Origin of the sequence: Dyadobacter flavalbus, assembly GCF_006149045.1 — a bacterium.
Taxonomy (GTDB): Bacteria; Bacteroidota; Bacteroidia; order Cytophagales; family Spirosomataceae; genus Dyadobacter; species Dyadobacter flavalbus.
On the sequence record NZ_VBSN01000049.1, the window covers coordinates 694,203 to 711,018 of the forward strand.

Genomic DNA, 16,816 nt, shown 5'->3' on the forward strand with positions numbered 1-16,816 from the left:
AAGCCCGTCTGTACGGACGGGCTTTCTGCATTTATTCAGGAAATTACCGAACAGGCAATCAGTTGAAAATATAACGGATTCCGATCTGTGCCTGCCAAACGCTGTTGACAGTAGCGCTCGGCACAAATGAATCTCTCAGTAAAATCGTTCTGTTTACGTTATTTTCGTTGACAACCTGCGTTGCAATCCGGTAAGAAGGAGTGCCGTCCGCAGAAACACTTGCAAGCGCCAGCGGGTTTACAGTAGTTGACTGGTTTCCAAGTCCCCATTTGTCATTGATCAGGTTTCCTACGTTCAGGACATCGCCGCGAAGCTGGATCGTATTTCTTTTTCCACTTTTGCCGACAGCAACATAAAATTCCTGTATAACAGTAAGATCAAAACGGGTAAGCCAAGGAAATGCGCCGCCATTACGTTCTGCATACTGGCCGCGACGCGTTTTCAAATAATCATTTCCTTCAATGTAAGCGTCAAAGGCTCTTTGCTGTTCTTCCGGCGAGTAAATTACGGCATTTGTCCCGGTACCCACTGTAAGCGGCGCAAACGACAACTCGGAAGCATTGCGCGGAACATAAATCAGGTCGTTGGAATTTTGTCCGTCGCCATTCAGGTCCTGATTAAGCGTGTAGGAAATTTTGCTTCCGCTGTTGGAAACGGCACCAAGCGTAAAGGTGGTGGAACCGCCCGCTGTTCCGCCATAATTGATGCGGTAATTCAACAAGCCGACAATGCGGTGACGAAGGTCATTGTCTGCATAAGATAACGGCAGATAATTCTGGCCTGCTACGGACGGGATGTTGGCCTGAACCGTACTTCCTACAAATGCAATGTCTTTTGCTTCGCCATACGTATAAGATACAAATCCGCCGAAACCGCGTGATGCCGGTTTTTCCAGTTTAACCGTCGCAATGTATGAATTTCCTTTTTTCGTGTTTTTCAGTACAAAAACGTTTGAAATATTCGGATTGATAAATCGGGCAACATTCACCGTATTGGCCGCTCCGGAACCAGTGCTGGTAACGCCGGAAGCAGGATAACGCGGACGCTCGTCAGGACCTTCAAACGTACGGTCCGGTGATTTCAGGTTGGCATCAATGTAACGAAGACCGTTGATTGTCTTGTTATAAATAAATTCAACCGTTCCGATCAGGCCCAGAGGCAACCGCTGGTCAACAGCAATGTTGGATTTCCAGATCTGCGGATATTTCAGGTTCTGGTCCGATGCATTGATTACGTATGGCGGCAATGTTGTAATATCTGCTTTATCTGCTGGAATGTAACGGGTAGGATCCGTTGTAAATGCATAATCTGTTGTATTGGATTCGTTGATAACCGCTGTATTTACGCCGTTGTTACCCAATTGGTTGGAAATCAAAACTTCCGGGATACGTGAAACAAATATTCCGGTTCCTCCGCGAACCTGCGTCGTTTTGTCGCCTTTTACATCCAGGTTGAAACCGATACGCGGCGAAATCAGCAGTCTGGTTTTCGGGAAAGTTCCGGTTGTAACTTTATACGGAGCTCCGTTTTCATCCTGAAATGTCAGTGCCGCTACGATCGGGTTATTGAAATCCGTTGCAGTAGAATTGTCGTACGCAAAAATATCGCCGCGGATACCTGCAGTCACTTTGAAGTTCGGGCTAACCTGGTATTCATCCTGCAAGTAAGCACTGTACAAATCTCTTTTCAGAACCTGCAACGGCTCGCCTCCGCCCGGAAGCAAAGAATAACGAAGGTTGTATTTGGCCACGGTAACCGGTGAAGTTGTAGCGCCGGGATTGTCCAGAGATGCCTGAGCAGCTGTTTTAAAATCCTCTATGGAATTGTAAACATATACGCCGTTAGACGATGGGAAAAAGACGTTATTGGAAGTAAAATGCTCATAAACAATACCTGCTGTAAATGTATGCTTTCCGGCAAAATAGCTCAGGTTGTTGGTAATGTTGAACGTGGAATAGTTCAGCTTGTTGTTCGGCGTAAAAGGATCGAAACCGACGGTTGTGTAAGTACTTCCGTCTTTCAGAATGTCCACGGTCGGGAACATGGCTGTTTTATAAGTCCGGTCTTCGATTTGTTTGTTATAGGTAACAATCAGGTCATTGGCCAGCTTGCCGTTAAAGTTGGAAGTCAGCTCGGCTGCGATAGAACGCGTATTGTCTGCAATAAGATAACCCGTATTTTCAGCTGAAATAGCAAGCGGGCTGTTTGTACGGTTTCCGTTACCCGCCGTGTTGCTGCTGCTGCTGTTGCTGATAACCTGACCTGATTCCGACTGATGCTGTGAATAACGTACCGAAAGCTTGTTGCGGTCATTGATGTTGTAATCCAGACGGATAAGGCCCTTTGTGCTTTTAACCTCATTGTTGAAACCGTCCAGTGCACCAAGTGAATAATTGAATTTGGTTGTAAGGAACTGGTCCAGATCGCGAAGGTCCGATTCCAGTACACGCGAAACGTTGCTGCCGCCTGTTCCTCTGTCCAGCGACCAGGTCAGTGCCGGCGTGCTGCTGGTGAATCTTTCCGCATTGACAAAGAAGAACAGTTTGTTCTTGATAATCGGGCCGCCCAGACGAAATCCGTACGTATTTTCCTTTACATTAGGCTTGGGTGTAATATCACGGCCGCCGTTTGCTTTTTTGCCGACAAGATCGTTATTCCTGAAAAGCGTGTATGCCGATCCGGAAAATTCGTTTGTTCCGGACCTGGTTACGGCATTGATACCCGCACCGGTAAAGCCCGACTGGCGAACGTCAAAAGGTGCCACGTTCACCTGCACCTGATCCAGCGCGTCTAGTGAAACCGCCGTCGTTCCGGTACGTCCGCCGGCCTGTGCCGATGAACCCAGTCCGAAACCGTTGTTGAAAACCGATCCGTCAATCGTAATGTTGTTGAAACGTGCATCCTGGCCCGCAAAGGACTGGCCGTTTCCGTACGGATTGTACTTGGTAATATCGTTGATCGTACGGCCGATTGTTGGCGTTGTGTTGATTGTTTCACGCCCGAAAGAAGAAGCTGCTCCGGTACGATCCGAGCTGAAAATGTCACTTCTTGCGGTTGAAATCACAACTTCCTGCAATTCAGTACCGTTTTCTGCCATGGCAAAGCTCACATCCGCACTGGTACCCAGTTCTGCAAAAATGTTTTCCTTGGTCTGGTCTCCGAAACCTACAAAAGATGAAGTAACCGCATACGGACCGCCGACACGAACGCCGGGGATTGTATAGAGTCCTTTTTCATTGGTAACCGTTCCGTATTTGGTTCCGGACGGCACGTGAATGGCAACGACGGTTGCACCGGGAAGAACATCTCCTTTGTTGTCTGCAACCCGGCCTGTAATTGTTGATGAAGTAACCTGCGCCCTGACTTCCGGACTGAACAAGGCAAACAGCAAGGCAACCAGCATTACACCCGCTGCTCTGAAAAGTAAACTTTTCGATTTCATAAAATTATGTTGAGTTGATTTTTAATATTAGTGGGCTCCATGAAGGAAGATAAATATTATCTGATACAAAATAATATCATTTTTAATTTATACGCAAAAACGAGAATCCTACTAAAATGCAATACTAATTAACATAACTCACTGATCTATTGGAATAATACATTTAAGTAAACCAATAATTCAATATTTTCAAAATATACAAAATGTCCGGAATCAGACAATTTTGAGATTAACAAATAAAAATTATTTCATCAGGTGTGTAAATCAACTTTTTAGGTCTGAAATAGAAAAACTTATAAAAATATGATGCCTGCCGATGTAAATTTTTTGTTAATTTTTCATCAGGTGTTCATTCTTGATTAATAAATTCCTGCGCACCTTTGCAAAAGGTCAAACGCTGGAATCGGATCTTGCCGTAAACTGCCTGCCAATGATCTGCTTGTTGAAACTAATATCTTTTTAAATGCAACTTAACTTCAAACAATTCGGGGAATCCGGAAAGCCGCTGATCATCCTGCACGGTTTGTTCGGCCTGCTGGATAACTGGCTTACGATCGGCAAAACGATTTCGGAACATGGCTATAAGGTTTTTCTTGTCGATCAGCGGAATCATGGCCGTTCACCGCATGAAGCGCCGCTTAGTTTCCCGGCTTTTGCCGCAGATCTGAAAGAATTTATCAGTCAGCAGCATATTCAGGACCCTGTTCTGATCGGGCATTCGATGGGCGGAAAAACGGTAATGGAATATGCTTTGACAAACCCCGGAACATACGGCGGACTGGTTGTTGTGGATATCGGCCCGAAACCCTATCCTGTTCATCATCAGAAAATTCTGGAAGGACTGAATGCAATGAACCTGAAAGAAGTAGAAAACCGGAACCAGGCGGATGAAATGCTGAGCCGTTATGAGCCTGCGCTGGGCGTAAGACAATTTCTGCTCAAAAACCTGTACCGGAAAGAGGAAGGAGGATTTGCATGGCGTTTTAATTTGCCGCTGCTCACCAGCGATATTGAAAACATTGGTGCGGAAGTCAGATCAGACCTGAAAGTGGAGGTTCCGGCCCTTTTTATGCGCGGCGAAAAATCAGATTATATTCTGGACGAGGACTGGGCCGGAATCCTGAAAATGTTCCCGAATGCAAGGCTGGAAACGATTGCCAATGCCGGGCACTGGATACAGGCTGATCAGCCTAAATCTTTTGTGGCTGCTTTATTGGAATTTATGGACAAAGCGGTTATCTGACAAACTTCATTCTCGGACTGTTGCAGGCTGTGACAATCATCTGGTTTCCTGTAAACTCAATTTCCCAGGTCAGGCAGTTTATGCAGTTAACCAATTCACATGCTTCATTCGTCGGAATCGGACTTTGCGGTTTTATATCCAGCAAATGATCATTGATGATCAGTGAAGTCGGGGGGCAGCATGCCGGCTTTCCGTCCGCATTCAGGATGACACCGTCGTAACGGAGAATCATTGTGTATTGCTGTGAAGCAGAAACCGGTTCCCAGATTTTCTGATCGTCAATCGTTACCTTTTCTTTTTCGGTCAGTTTCCAGCTTCCTGCAAAGGATCCGGATCCGGCATTCAGGAACTCCGCAGCGGACTGAACTTCCTGACTGTCTTTGCTACATGATAACAACACAAGGAAATACAATGGAAGATAGAGTAATCTTTTCATGACTTTGAACTTTGTTTTTCTTCAAGATTCCATTATAACCGATTTGGTTGGAACAACACTTTAAAAATCAACCCGCTTATGAACGATGCCGTTATAGCATTATACCTCATCCCGACCGTACTGGCAGAAAGCACGCAGGACAAAGTGCTGAGCCCTCAGATTCTGGATGCAGTACAGCATCTGGATATTTACTTTGTCGAAAATGTACGTACCGCCCGTCGCTTTATCAGCAGCCTGAAACTGGGCAGAATCATTGACGAACTTACGTTTATCGAGTTAAACAAGGATACGCCGGAAAGTGAAACCCGCGAGAAGCTGAAAAACCTCAAACAAAGCGCCGGGATTATCTCAGAAGCCGGCTGTCCGGGAATTGCCGATCCCGGAGCCGTCGCCGTAAACCTTGCGCACCAGATGGGCATCCGCGTCATTCCGCTGGCTGGCCCCTCTTCTATTCTGCTGGCGCTGATGTCGTCCGGCATGAGCGGCCAGTCCTTTACTTTTCACGGTTATCTTCCTATTGATAAAGTGCAGCGAAAAAAGGCCATTCAGAGCCTGGAACGTGATGCGCGACAGCGTAACCAGACGCAGATTTTTATGGAAACGCCCTTCCGGAACAATCAGTTGCTGGAAGCTGTGCTGGAAAGCTGCATGCCCGATACGCAACTCTGCATCGTATCCAATGTAACTGCAGAAGATGAATTTATAAAGGCCATGCCGGTTAAAAGCTGGAAAACCAATATGCCTGATCTTCATAAAAGGCCTACGGTTTTTCTGATTGGTTAAATGTAAAATGTCAACTTCTTCTGAATCAATTTTGAACAGAATTTTATCAGCAAAACAAGGCTGTTTTTCCAACCATCCGCTCAAAAATACACTCTTCATGGCATCAATAGATCTCTGTATTAAACTTACTAATTAACGCTATGAAAAAATGGATGATGCTCACAGGTCTGGCAATGACCCTATTTTTGTCTGCCTGTGACAATGAAGACAAACTGAATGCAATCGTTAAAGTGGATTCAGCATTTGAAACGGGCGCGGACGGCTGGACGCCGGGTTTCAGTGATTATTCAACAGATACAGACTCTACGACGCTGGAAATGGAAGCAGAACGCACAACTCTTCCGACCGGCCTGGACACAACCCGATATGGCTACATGTTGCAAGGACATAACCGCGCCGACGACATGTTCATGTATCTCAAGAAAAAAGTAACAGGCTTTGTTCCGAACCAGACTTACAGCGTCGTTTTCAACGTCAATTTTGGAACACAATATCCGGAAAACAGCTTCGGAGCCGGCGGTTCACCGGGAGGTTCGGTGTATCTGAAAGCGGGCGCTTCACCGGTTGAACCTGTCCGAAAGCTGGAAGACAAAATGTATGTTTTTAGCCTGGATAAAGGCGCTCAATCGGAAATCGGGAAAGATGCGGTGCTGCTGGGAAATGTTTCCAACGGCATGGAAACGTTTGTTTATAAACTGGTGGAAAGATCCAATGCCGACAAACCTTTTACTGTGAAAGCAAATGCACAGGGTGAAATCTGGCTTTATATAGGAACCGACTCGGGCTATGAAGGTCTGAGCGTTTTTTATTACGACAGAATAACGGTGACCTTAACGGAACAGCAGATTTAGCAAAAAGCATTGTTGTATTTCAAAATCGTCCGTGCAAGTATCCGTGCACGGACGATTTTGTTTTCCGGATTGTAGGTTTCCAAAGTTTTGTAACTTCGCCGGCGCAATCATTACTTCAGTAAAATTCCGAATGGCATGATACATATTGAAAATTTTGTCTTTAATCCGTTTGCAGAAAACACCTACCTGCTGCACGACGATACCGGCGAAGCAGTGATTATTGATCCCGGCTGTTACGACAAACAGGAATTGGCTGAAATAACAGATTATATAGAAGCAAACGGATTAAAGCCTGTTCAGATCATCAATACGCATGCACATATTGATCATGTTCTGGGTATTGCCGCTTTGAAAAGGAAATACCGTATTCCGTTTTCCCTGCATGCACTGGATGAGCCTTTGCTGAAAGCTGTCAAATCCTATGCTTCCAATTACGGCTTTTCTTCGTTCGACGAACCTGAAATCGATACATATCTGGCCGAAGGCGATACGGTACATTTTGGAAATTCGTCATTGAAAGTCATTTTCGTTCCCGGACATGCGCCCGGCCATATTGCCTTTGTAAATGAAGATCAGCGTTTTGTCATGGGCGGCGATGTGCTGTTTCACATGAGCATCGGACGTACGGATTTGCCCGGCGGCGATCATAACCAGCTGCTTTCGAGCATTCGCAGCAAATTGTTTACCTTGCCTGACGATTATACCGTTTATCCCGGCCATATGCAGTTAACGACAATCGGTTTCGAGAAGAAAAACAATCCATTTTTTTAAAACCCATTTTCTGGATAAAACTTTCAGCCATGATCCGTCGCAACATCCCGAATGCGCTTACCTGTGGAAATCTGCTGTGCGGATGTGTCGGTGTAGTCGAAGCATTTCACAACAACCTGCTTTTATCCTGCGTACTGATCGGGGTTGCACTTATTTTCGACTTTCTCGACGGTTTTCTGGCAAGACTGCTGCATGCCAGTTCGCCGATCGGCAAGGACCTGGATTCATTGGCGGATATGGTGACGTTCGGGCTTTTGCCGTCCGTTATCGTATATCAGCTTCTTATGCAGAGCATTCCGGATCTTTTCGGAATCTGGAAAGCGTATCTGTCATTTATCATCGCTATTTTTTCCGCAATCCGGCTGGCCAAATTCAACAATGACCCCAGACAATCCGATTCGTTTATCGGCGTTCCTACGCCTGCCAATGCCATGCTGATCGCTTCCCTGCCGCTGATCGTTCACACGCATGACGAAATCTGGAAAGACATTATTGTCAATACCAACAATCTGCTGATCCTTTCCGTTGTGATGTCTTATCTGCTTGTCATGGAAATGCCTTTGATCGCCCTTAAATTCAAGCATTTCGGCTGGAAAGGAAATGAAGCGCGCTTTTTGCTGATCATACTGACTATCGTTTTACTGCTTACGCTGAAAATTCTGGCAGTACCGGCCGTAATCATTCTTTATATTCTGCTTTCTGTTGCTGACAATTTCAGGAAAAAGCGTGCATGAATTGATATACGTTTGTTTTTTTGCAATTTTGAAACTTCTTCAGGCAGGGCTGAGCTGTACTGGTATAAAATTTTCTGTACATCTAATATGACAGAATCCATATACGTTCAGTCATCACCTGATTCTGGCATCAACTGAATTTAGTACAATTAATTTGAAGCGTATGGCATTGTCACGAATCACTGGTTTAGGTTATTATGTTCCCGACAATGTGATCACCAATAACGATCTCACAAAATGGATGGAAACTTCCGACGAATGGATACAGGAAAGGACCGGAATCCGTGAAAGACGTTATTTTGAGTACGGAAAAGATACCAATTACAGCATGGCCGCCGCAGCTTCCAGACAGGCGCTCGAACATGCCGGACTTACTTCCGGCGACATTGATGTGATTGTTTATGCCACTATTACACCGGATTATTTTTTTCCCGGCTCGGCCTTTCTGATGCAGCGTGAACTCGGCATGGACGGCAAGCCGGTTATTGATATCCGTGAGCAATGTTCCGGATTTGTATATGCCCTTTCCATTGCCGATCAGTTTATAAAATCGGGAATGTATAAAACGGCGCTGGTCGTCGGCTCGGAAATACAATCTTCATGGATCGATAAAAGTACGGCAGGCAGGAATACTGCGGTAATTTTCGGGGACGGAGCCGGAGCTGCCGTTCTTACCGCTACCGAAGATCCACAACATTGTATAATATCTACACACCTGCACGCAGATGGACGCTATGCTGAGGAGCTTTTTGTACGGGAACCGGGTAGCAGCCGGCCCGGACGTACTGTTACCAAAGAAATGATTGAAGAAGGCGGGTTTAATGTTTATATGAATGGCAATGCCGTTTTCAAACATGCCATTGTGCGGTTCGGGGAAGTCATCAGGGAAGCACTTGAAAAGAACGGACTGGCGGCCGGTGACATTGATTTACTGGTCCCGCATCAGGCAAACATCAGAATCAGTGATTATGTAAGGCAGCAACTGGGCCTTTCAGAATCTCAGGTAGTCAATAATATTCAGCGTTTTGGGAATACAACCGCTGCATCCGTCCCGATTGCCCTTGCGGAAGCCTTTGAACAAGGCCGGCTGCACGACGGCGACCTGATTTGTCTGGCCGCATTCGGAAGCGGCTTTACATGGGCATCTGCCCTGATCCGCTGGTAAAAATAATTTACTTCAGATTTTAGAACTATTTTAGCAATAAATCTCACTCAGGCATGATTTTTAATACTGCCCGATTGAAAGCATAACAAGTGTGCAGCCCTCTATTGGTATGATATTTTTTGCAAGTAACATACTTTTAAATTCAGGGTTTTCGGTACCGGGGTTAAAGATAACGCGGTTTGGCTTCAAAGAAATGATATACGCGTAGTAGTCGGGCTGGTGACTTGGATTGATGTATAATGTAACGGTATCCACATCCTCCCATGCTACCTGTTCGGTATGGATTTCTTCGCCCAGCGCAAAACCTTTTCTGCGCCCGAGAAGTAAAAAAGGATGACCGTAATTTCTGAGTTTTTGTGCCGCCAGATAAGCGTATCTGGATGGATTCGAGGAAGCTCCGATAATAAGAGTACGCTTCATACTTTAATGAATTTGATAAATTAATGATCAGCTATTTGCTGAACACATTGCATTAACATATTTAGTTTACAAAATCGTTTCCTGGACACAACAGAAAGCAGTATAAATACCCTTAGTTACACAAACCTTTGAAAAAATCAATATTATATCCATATCCAAATGAATGAGTCAAATGTAAGTCGGAGTTTCTGGAATGAAAAGTGGGCTAAAATTATATTCGACGAAATCGAGAATGCGCCTCATTATGAAGTGTCCAATTACGGCAGGTTGAAAAGTTTTCAGAATAACCCCAAAGAAGGCGCCATCATCAAAGGATCGGTTATTCAGGGTTACAGATCACTTAATATCCGAGTTGCCGGTGGCAAAACGATCAACCGTTATGTACATAAACTGGTTGCCGAACATTTCGTAGAGAAAGCAAGCCCGGAGCATATTTTTGTGATCCATGTTGATTTTGAGAAACAGAATAACTATTTCGAAAACTTGAAATGGGTTACAAAAGTGGAAATGATTGATCACAACCGTGAAAATCCGGCCTTCATCAATCGTGTAATACCAAAGCGTACGAAAAACTATAAACTAACGGAAAGCAAGGTTCGTATCATTAAGAAATTACTTAAAAATGATAATAACCGCCTGAAAATGATCGCAAAGCAATTCGGTATCACGCATACGCAGCTGAACAGGATCCGGTCCGGTGAAAACTGGAAACACGTAACTATAGAGGAGTAAACGCCAATTTACACTTTATCCAGCACTGAAACCGTATAACCGCTCCCGTTCGTTCCTTCTTCATAATCGACCGATACGCCGATTACGTACATCAGGTGACGCTTGTCTATGAAAATTTTGATATCCTCAATTACATAGGTCAGGTCATTCTCCGTAGCCGTATCAAACCCCAGCAGAAATGTTCCGCTGCACGCGCCGCCTCTGAGCCCGACTCGCAGGCCGTAAGTGTCGGGAATTTTATTGGACCTTAATGTTGTTTTTATTTCAAGTTTGGCTTTTTCTGTAAGCTGAACCGGACTTTCCATATTAGAATATTGCTTGATTTTGGCATATTAAGATGAACACCATTTGTCTGCAATGCATTCGTTCGTGCAATAAAAGGATGTTAAATCACGTCAATATTCTAATTTTGCAGTCATTATCCGGAATAAATTGAAATAAAAACATGGAATATTACTCGTTGCTTGTTGTCCTGATCCTGGGAGTTGTCATGGTATATGGCATGTACCTGACCATTACAACCGTAGCCGACAAGGTTTTTGAAAAACAGAGATGGGACATCCGAAGTACAAATACAGGCATTACACTTCCGCTGAGATTACAGGCTTATGAACGGATGTGCCTTTTTCTTGAAAGAATGGCGCCAAACAGCTTGCTGCTGCGTCTGGTTCCGTCTGCAATGAGCGCACTGGAACTTCAGCAGCTGCTTTTGCAGGAAATTCGCGAAGAGTACAACCACAATGTAGCCCAGCAGATGTACATCAGCAGCAATGCATGGGAACAGATCACGAACGCAATGAACGAAACCGTTGCGGTCATTAATCAGTCGGCTTCGGAAGTACCGGCGGAAGCGCCGCCTTCGGATCTGGCAAAAAAAATCTTTTCGCATGTCATTGAAAAAGAAGTGCAGCCATCGGCACATGCGCTGAAAGTGCTGAAAGAAGAAATCCGGGGGCTGTTTTAAACCCATAATTCATTAACAAACCAGAACAAACAGACACCGCATTTCCTGTGAAATGCAGAATGTCGGAAAAAGCGGACGGACCACTACCGGAAGCTAACTTTCAATAAAATGCTATATCCAAATACATTAGAACAGAAATTAGGATTTGACAAGCTCAGGGAACGCCTGAAAGAAGCTTGCATAAGCCCGCTGGGGCAGGGATTTGTAGAGAAAATCAAGTTTTCGGAGAATTTCGGCCTTGTAGAAAAACTGGTCAGCCAGACGGCCGAAATGCAGCGGATTATGGAAATCGGTGAAAACTTTCCTTCCCAGAACTATATTGACGCAACACCTTACCTGAGACGTGCCGCCATTGAAGGCATGCTGCTCACGCAGCAGGAATTTTCGGACCTGAAAGTATCGATGCAGACCATTCGGCTTTGCCTGCGGTTTTTTGACAGTCAGGAGCCGGATGCTTATCCGATTCTGGGTGAATACTCCAAAAGCATTAAAGTCGAAAAAGCAATTACAGACGCCATTGACCGCATTATTGATGACCGCGGGCAGATTCGTGATTCAGCCTCTTCAGAATTATCAAGGATCAGGAAACGCCTGATTTCCGAACAGGCCGGCATCCGTAAAAAGCTGGATACCATCCTTAAATCGGCCCGGAGCAACGGCTGGATCGGCGATGATGTTTCGCTCACGATCCGCAACGGACGTATGGTGATTCCGGTTGCAGCCGAGCATAAAAGGAAACTGAAAGGTTTTATACATGACGAATCCGCAACCGGACAAACCGTTTTCATTGAGCCGACGGATGTTTTTGAATCCAATAACGAAATACGTGAACTGGAATACGAAGAGCGCAGGGAAATAAACCGGATTTTACTGGAACTTACAAGCCAGCTCCGGCCTTACGTTCCGGATCTTCAGAAAGCATATCAGTTTCTGGGATTAATGGATTTCCTCCGGGCGAAGGCAAAGCTGGCTGCTGAAATGGGCGCCATCAATCCGCCTTTCAGCAACCGGCAGTTTATAGACTGGCGCAATGCAAGGCATCCGCTCCTGCATTTGTCTTTTCAGAAACAGGGTAAGAAAGTAGTTCCGCTGAATATTGAACTAAAAGAAAATCAGCGCATTCTGATTGTTTCCGGACCTAATGCCGGGGGTAAATCGGTTTCGCTTAAAACGGTCGGACTAATCCAGTATATGTTCCAGTGCGGGTTGCTTGTGCCGGTGGAAGAAGGCTCTTCTATGGGATTTTTCCAGAATATATTTATTGATATCGGCGACGAGCAATCGCTTGAAAATGATTTGAGTACGTACAGTTCGCACCTGACGAACATGCGCCATTTTCTGACGCTGGCCAACAAGCGTACGCTGTTTCTGATCGATGAATTCGGGACCGGAACCGAGCCCGGACTGGGCGGCGCCATTGCAGAAGCTATTCTGGAAAACCTGACAAAATCGGGTGCATACGGCGTCATCAATACGCATTATACAAACCTTAAAGTGCTCGCCGATAAAACGGAAGGATTGGTGAACGGTGCCATGCGCTTTGACGGCGAAAACCTTGAACCGATTTACCAGCTGGAAATCGGCAGGCCGGGAAGTTCCTTTGCCTTTGAAATTGCCTCGAAAATAGGTTTGCCGACGGCGGTAGTAAACCGGGCCAAGGAAAAGCTCGGAACGCAGCAGGTGAATTTTGAAAAACTGCTGAAAGAACTGGATATTGAAAGAAGGGTTTTTGCAGAAAAAAACATTGAGCTTGGCATAAAAGAAAGAAAACTGACCAAACAGCTTGCCGATTACACTTCTTTAAAGGAAAACCTGGAAAACAATGAGAAGAAAATTGTAAACGAAGCCAAGCAAAAAGCCAAAAACCTGCTTTCCGATGCCAATCAGCTGATTGAAAATACAATCCGGGAAATCAAGGAAAACAAGGCCGAAAAGGAAAAAACCAAGACGGTAAGAACAGAACTTGAAAAATTCGGGAAAGTAAACCTGGAACTTGCAGAAATAGCGGAACCAGCTCCTGAAGTAGAGGTTTTTGAGCCGGAAAGCGGTGAAATTACGCCCGGAAGTTACGTCCGCATTATTGGTCAGACGGCCATTGGCGAGGTGCTGGCGATAAAAGGGAAAGATGCTGAAATCAGGATTGGCGATCTGAAATCCACGGTTAAACTGAACCGGCTGGAAAAGGTTTCCAACAAAACCTACAAAGCAGCAACCGGTGAAAAGAAGCTGAAAACCGGTGCAAAAGGTGTGGATTTAAATGAACGTATGCTGAATTTCAGCTTTAATCTGGATATGCGGGGCAAACGCGGCGAGGAAGCGCTCGGGCTTGTGGATCAGTTTATGGACAATGCGATTATGCTTGGCTACGATGAACTGCGGATCGTGCACGGAAAAGGCGACGGAATCCTGAGAACACTGGTCAGAAATCATCTGCGCGGTTACTCGCAGGTCGCAAGCATGCAGGATGAACATCCCGATCGCGGCGGCGCCGGCGTAACGATTGTCAAACTGAAATAAAACGGGCTGATTATAAATCAAAAAAGGCAGGCGATGTTATATCGCCTGCCTTTTTTGATTTTGAAAACTAATGATTACAATTGAGGCTGTTCTGCGACTTTGATTTCATCCACAGATCCGGTTTTAGGATTTCCTGCCCAGAACCAGAGAATGATAAACAGAACGATCAGAATAATCGGGAAGGTCAGCATGGTGGATAATGTGGCTTGTCCGGCTGCCAGTTCCAATGCAGGTCCTGTAATGCCTTTTGCTGCATATTCCGCATGTGCAGAATCAATCCAGCGTCCGATAAACGGCTGAAATATAGATGTAGACAACATCCCGACGCCACCGATAATCGACATACCCAAAGCGCCGCTAAGCGGAACACGCTGCGCTACAAAACCGATCATGATCGGCCAGTTAAAACATACGCCCAAACCAAAAATCACTGCCGCCAGATAAGCAATCGGGCCGGTAACCGTACTGAACATATAAATACCGATAGCTGCAAGAATGGCTCCTCCGAACAAAACGCCCGTTTGACCAAACCGGTCCACAACCGGGCCTGTAAAAAGTCTTCCAAGCGTCATTACCCCGAAAGTCAGTGCCAGCACCAGCATGGCATCAGCGCCGCTGCTGCTTAGAACGACCGATACCCATTGGTTCGGTCCGAATTCGGTAATGGCCGTCAGCGCCATGCAGCAGAATATGAAAATGTAAAGTGGCGTAAGCATTGCCTGAAAGTTTTTGGAAAGCGAAGTAACGCCTTCTACTTTCGGGCGAGGAAAATTCTGGCCGAAAAACAGGAATGCATAGATTACAGTCGGGATCATCAGCACCCAGATCTGCGTTTGCCAGGATGCGCCTGCACTGGTCATGAATTTGGAAATCAGACTGCCGATTACAATTCCGCCCGGAAACCACATGTGAAAACGGCCCAGCATTTTGTTCAGCTTGCTGCTTGTATACATATCCGCGATCATCGGGTTACAGGCTGCTTCGGTACAACCGTTACCAAATCCGATAAAAAAAGTCGATACCAGCAAACCGGTATATCCGCCTGCATAAATCGTTAACAGAATACCCAGCGTATGTGCCACAACAGCCACCTGCATAATGATCTTCGGACCAATCGAATGGTAAACAATACCTCCAATAACCATTGAAATCGGGAAACCGAAAAAGAACATGGAATTGATAAAGCCCAGCTGCTCGGCGGTAAGGCCAAATTCCGATCCCAGCTGTGGAAGAATACCCGCCCGGATACTGAAAGAAAAGGCCGTGGTAATGATGGCAAGACAACTGGCATTAAAAAGTCTGCCGCTGTTGATTGTTTGAGTCATGTGACTAAAAGGATTTGGTTATTTGAATTAGACTGTTTAAGAGCTCGGGTTACTGATTTTTTATAAGATTTTCACAAAAAAAACAAATTAACGCTTTTTCTACTGCTTTTAATTATGCCTGAGCAGTGTTTTTTATGTGTTAAAATTATATTTGTAAGAAGTAAGAGTCATGTATACTACTCTTTATAATTGTAAAATCTTTTCAAAACTTTAAACCAACTGGAATGTCAAGAAAGATCAGGATGGGTATGGTGGGCGGTTCTCTGGAAGCCTTTATAGGCGGAGTCCATCGCCGTGCTGCTATCATGGATGGAGAAATTGAACTGGTTTGTGGCGCGTTCAGTTCCGACCCTGCCAAGTCCAAAGAAACAGGAAAAGCCTTGTATTTGCCAGAAAACCGCATTTATGACAACTACGAGGAAATGATTTTGAAAGAAAAAGAGTTGCCGGAAGGCGAACGCATGGACTTTGTGTCCATTGTAACGCCAAACCATGTACATCATGCGCCGACAAAACTTGCTCTTGAAAACGGCTTTCATGTTGTCTGCGACAAACCGATTACATTAAATACTCAGGAAGCGGAAGAAATTGTCGCACTGGCTGAAAAATCCGGTCTGGTTTTTTGCCTGACGCATAATTATACAGGTTACCCGATGGTAAAAGAAGCCCGTGAAATGATTGCTTCCGGCGCTATCGGCGAGATCAGAAAAGTAATTGTGGAATATCCGCAGGGATGGCTTTCGGCGTATGTGGAAGTAGCCGGCAACAAACAGGCTGCATGGCGTACAGACCCGAAACGCTCGGGAGCGGCCGGCGGACTGGGCGACATCGGAACACATGCCGAAAACCTTGCCGAGTATATAACCGGACTGAAAATCACAGAGCTTTGCGCCGATCTTACCATTTTTGTAAAAGGCCGGCTGCTGGACGACGATGCCAACATTCTGCTCCGCTTCAATAACGGCGCAAAAGGAATTCTTCAGAACAGCCAGATTGCCAACGGTGAAGAAAATGACCTCAATATCCGCGTATACGGCGAAACAGGCGGTCTGCAGTGGAAACAGATGGAGCCGAATACCTTGATCCATAAAACCAATGAAGGCGTAAGAATAATCCGTACGGGCGTTGGCAACTTGTCCAAAGCGGCTCAGGTCCACACACGGATCCCGGCCGGACATCCGGAAGGTTATTTCGAAGCTTTTGCCAATCTTTACAGGAACTTTGCAATCCACGTAAGGGCATACTGGGAAGGCATAACGCCTGATCCGGTGTACGATTTTCCTACGGCAAAGGACGGGCTGCGGGGCATGAAGTTCATCGATACCGTCATTGCTTCCAACAATTCGGAGACCAAATGGACTCCTTTCTGATCTAATTTAAATAACTATTTATCATACTAAACCGCGGATGCGGATTGTTTTTCACCTTTCATT

Annotated in this window: 15 protein-coding genes; 10 read left to right on the forward strand and 5 right to left on the reverse strand. The window is 45.5% G+C overall.

The genetic code is table 11. The features are described from left to right. Positions 1–58: 58 nt before the first annotated feature. A complete protein-coding gene (locus FEM33_RS18620) occupies positions 59–3,442 on the reverse strand; it encodes a TonB-dependent receptor (protein ID WP_139013471.1) in 3,384 nt (1,127 codons plus the stop codon). Between the two features lie 463 nt (positions 3,443–3,905). On the opposite strand from FEM33_RS18620, the gene FEM33_RS18625 reads away from it, so the two are divergent. Next, positions 3,906–4,685, forward strand: a complete 780-nt coding sequence (locus FEM33_RS18625) for an alpha/beta fold hydrolase (protein ID WP_139013472.1) — start codon at positions 3,906–3,908, stop codon at positions 4,683–4,685. Here FEM33_RS18625 and FEM33_RS18630 read toward each other — a convergent pair. After that, a complete protein-coding gene (locus tag FEM33_RS18630; RefSeq protein WP_229214307.1) occupies positions 4,678–5,121 on the reverse strand; it encodes a hypothetical protein in 444 nt (147 codons plus the stop codon). The genes FEM33_RS18625 and FEM33_RS18630 overlap by 8 nt on opposite strands. Positions 5,122–5,199: 78 nt before the next feature. On the opposite strand from FEM33_RS18630, the gene FEM33_RS18635 reads away from it, so the two are divergent. The 5 genes from FEM33_RS18635 (at position 5,200) to FEM33_RS18655 (ending at position 9,425) form a co-directional block, all read left to right on the forward strand. After that, on the forward strand, positions 5,200–5,904 hold the full coding sequence (locus tag FEM33_RS18635; protein WP_139013473.1) for an SAM-dependent methyltransferase: 705 nt from the start codon (positions 5,200–5,202) through the stop codon (positions 5,902–5,904). Positions 5,905–6,044: 140 nt separating this feature from the next. Next, positions 6,045–6,755 carry a hypothetical protein gene (locus FEM33_RS18640; protein WP_139013474.1) on the forward strand — a complete coding sequence of 237 codons (711 nt, stop codon included), beginning with the start codon at positions 6,045–6,047 and terminating at the stop codon, positions 6,753–6,755. Between the two features lie 135 nt (positions 6,756–6,890). After that, on the forward strand, positions 6,891–7,526 hold the full coding sequence (locus FEM33_RS18645; protein WP_139013475.1) for an MBL fold metallo-hydrolase: 636 nt from the start codon (positions 6,891–6,893) through the stop codon (positions 7,524–7,526). Positions 7,527–7,555: 29 nt separating this feature from the next. Further along, complete coding sequence (gene pssA / locus FEM33_RS18650; RefSeq protein WP_139013476.1) at positions 7,556–8,260, forward strand: CDP-diacylglycerol--serine O-phosphatidyltransferase; 705 nt, start codon at positions 7,556–7,558, stop codon at positions 8,258–8,260. Positions 8,261–8,423: 163 nt separating this feature from the next. After that, entirely contained in the window at positions 8,424–9,425 is a 1,002-nt protein-coding gene (locus FEM33_RS18655) for a 3-oxoacyl-ACP synthase III family protein (RefSeq protein ID WP_139013477.1), read from the forward strand. Positions 9,426–9,485: 60 nt separating this feature from the next. On the opposite strand, the gene FEM33_RS18660 is transcribed toward FEM33_RS18655, so the two are convergent. Next, complete coding sequence (locus tag FEM33_RS18660) at positions 9,486–9,845, reverse strand: CoA-binding protein (RefSeq protein WP_139013478.1); 360 nt, start codon at positions 9,843–9,845, stop codon at positions 9,486–9,488. A gap of 159 nt (positions 9,846–10,004) precedes the next feature. On the opposite strand from FEM33_RS18660, the gene FEM33_RS18665 reads away from it, so the two are divergent. Further along, positions 10,005–10,577 (forward strand): NUMOD4 domain-containing protein, encoded by a 573-nt coding sequence (locus FEM33_RS18665; protein ID WP_139013479.1) that lies wholly within the window; start codon positions 10,005–10,007, stop codon positions 10,575–10,577. An 8-nt stretch (positions 10,578–10,585) separates the two neighbouring features. On the opposite strand, the gene FEM33_RS18670 is transcribed toward FEM33_RS18665, so the two are convergent. After that, positions 10,586–10,882, reverse strand: coding sequence for a HesB/IscA family protein (locus FEM33_RS18670; protein ID WP_139013480.1), 297 nt, complete (start codon positions 10,880–10,882; stop codon positions 10,586–10,588). 140 nt (positions 10,883–11,022) lie between these two features. Between FEM33_RS18670 and FEM33_RS18675 the strand changes: the two genes are divergently transcribed. Together FEM33_RS18675 and FEM33_RS18680 are read left to right on the forward strand one after the other, a co-directional pair. Continuing rightward, positions 11,023–11,541 carry a DUF7935 family protein gene (locus tag FEM33_RS18675; protein WP_139013481.1) on the forward strand — a complete coding sequence of 173 codons (519 nt, stop codon included), beginning with the start codon at positions 11,023–11,025 and terminating at the stop codon, positions 11,539–11,541. Between the two features lie 108 nt (positions 11,542–11,649). Continuing rightward, the gene (locus FEM33_RS18680; RefSeq protein WP_139013482.1) at positions 11,650–14,058 is read left to right on the forward strand and encodes an endonuclease MutS2; all 2,409 of its coding nucleotides are present in this window, start codon (positions 11,650–11,652) and stop codon (positions 14,056–14,058) included. A gap of 74 nt (positions 14,059–14,132) precedes the next feature. On the opposite strand, the gene FEM33_RS18685 is transcribed toward FEM33_RS18680, so the two are convergent. Further along, complete coding sequence (locus FEM33_RS18685; RefSeq protein ID WP_139013483.1) at positions 14,133–15,383, reverse strand: MFS transporter; 1,251 nt, start codon at positions 15,381–15,383, stop codon at positions 14,133–14,135. A 242-nt stretch (positions 15,384–15,625) separates the two neighbouring features. On the opposite strand from FEM33_RS18685, the gene FEM33_RS18690 reads away from it, so the two are divergent. Continuing rightward, a complete protein-coding gene (locus FEM33_RS18690; protein WP_139013535.1) occupies positions 15,626–16,753 on the forward strand; it encodes a Gfo/Idh/MocA family protein in 1,128 nt (375 codons plus the stop codon). The last annotated feature ends 63 nt before the right edge of the window (positions 16,754–16,816 follow it).